The organism is Paraburkholderia antibiotica, assembly GCF_012927125.1.
Classification (GTDB): Bacteria; Pseudomonadota; Gammaproteobacteria; order Burkholderiales; family Burkholderiaceae; genus Paraburkholderia; species Paraburkholderia antibiotica.
On the sequence record NZ_JABBFZ010000060.1, the window covers coordinates 1 to 1,631 of the forward strand.

1 protein-coding gene is annotated in these 1,631 nt (G+C 57.0%); it reads right to left on the reverse strand.

Annotated features, from left to right (window positions below; genetic code table 11):
* Nucleotides 1-123 precede the first annotated feature (123 nt).
* On the reverse strand, nt 124-1,569 hold the full coding sequence (locus tag HHL14_RS32710) for an IS1182 family transposase (protein ID WP_169501733.1): 1,446 nt from the start codon (nt 1,567-1,569) through the stop codon (nt 124-126).
* Between the last annotated feature and the right edge of the window lie 62 nt (nt 1,570-1,631).

Genomic DNA, 1,631 nt, shown 5'->3' on the forward strand with positions numbered 1-1,631 from the left:
CCAGAGTGTGTGGAAACTCCATTTTTGCCGCCAAGCGGGCGATTGCCGGTCAGGTCGATCGAGTTTGATACCGTGAGTTTGCACTAATCGAACATCGCGAGCGCAACAAAGCCCCTCGGGGCTTCAGCTTCCAGCCATCTTCATGGCCTTCAACGTCCCCGCAACGCCAAGTATGTTCATGACCCGCTTCAGGTTATAGGCCAACACCTGAAGGCTCATCTCCGTACTCACTCGCCTGAGCGTCCTGGTCAGGAAGTGTGCAGGACCCATCCAGTGCTTGAGCGTACCGAATACATGCTCGACAGTACTTCGGCGGATGGTCATTGCATCGGGCTTCCGGTCGAGCCGGCGCTGCATGGCTTCCAGTGTGTTCTCGTGCTCCCACCGCCGGATGCGACGATAGTCGCTCGGTGAACATCGTTCCTTGAGATGGCAACGCGGGCAGGCGCTGGGCCAGTACACCCGCAGGTTCATGTCATGCTCGACGGTCGTGAATCGAAGGATGGCCCGCTCGCCAGCAGGGCATCGATACACATCGCTTTTTGCCACGTAGATAAAGTCGGCCTTGGTGAACAGACCTTTCTTCCTCGATGCAGAGGTGAGCGGCTTGGGAACGTACGCGCTGATGTCGTTCAGATCGCATGCCCGTATCTCCGGGCCGCTGAAGTAACCCCGATCAGCAACAACCTTCAGCTTCGGCTTGCCCATCGCGTCCTTCGCAGACACCGCCATCTTGCTGAGTTGTCCGTGATCGTTTCCGACGTTAGTTACCTCATGCTCCACGATCAGGTGATGTTTCGTGTCTACGGCTACCTGAACGTTGTAGCCCACTATGCCGGAACCTCTTCCACTTGTTGCCATGGATCGTGCGTCCGGATCCGTCATCGACAGCTGTTTGTCCGGTTGCTTTCCTAACTGCTTCCTGATCTGTGCGAGTTCACGCATCTGCTGGCGCAGGCGGGCGATCTTCTCGTACAGGCGAACGGTCTTCACGTCGAAACCTGTTGGACTGGTCCGGTCTGCGGATTCAATCAGGTCGAGATACCGCTGCACGCTTTCCTCGATCTGCTGCTGACGCTTGTCGATCTTGCTTGCCGTGTAGTTCCTGTCGCGGCTGTTTGACGCCTTGAACTTGCTACCGTCGATGGCCACCATGTCGCTGGATAGCAGCTTCAGCCCGCGGCACAGTTCGACGAAACGCCGGCATACGTTGCGAATGGCTGCGCCGCTGTCACGGCGAAAGTCTGCGATCGTCTTGAAGTCCGGAGCCAGACGTCCCGTTAGCCACATCAGCTCGACGTTGCGCTGACATTCACGCTCGAGACGCCGGCTCGAAGGAATCCGGTTCAGGTAGCCGTAGATATAGATCTTGAGCATCACGCCTGGATGATAGGACGGGCGGCCGGTGATCGCTGGCGTGGTACCGTTGAAACCAAGTTCCGCAAGGTCCAACTCGTCGACGAAGGCGTCTATCACCCTGACTGGATTGTCCTGTCCGATGTAGTCATCAACGCATTCGGGAAGTAGTGCGACCTGCTTGCGGTCTTCGCCTTCAACGAATCGCTTCATGAGTCACCCGGTCTCAGTGCGTTGATTCAGTTTAGGCGATCAATGCGTTTTCACACACTCTG

Bases quoted from the DNA above. Each gene is read 5' to 3' on its own strand.
- HHL14_RS32710 (WP_169501733.1), bottom strand. From the start codon at position 1,569: ATGAAGCGATTCGTTGAAGGCGAAGACCGCAAGCAGGTCGCACTACTT.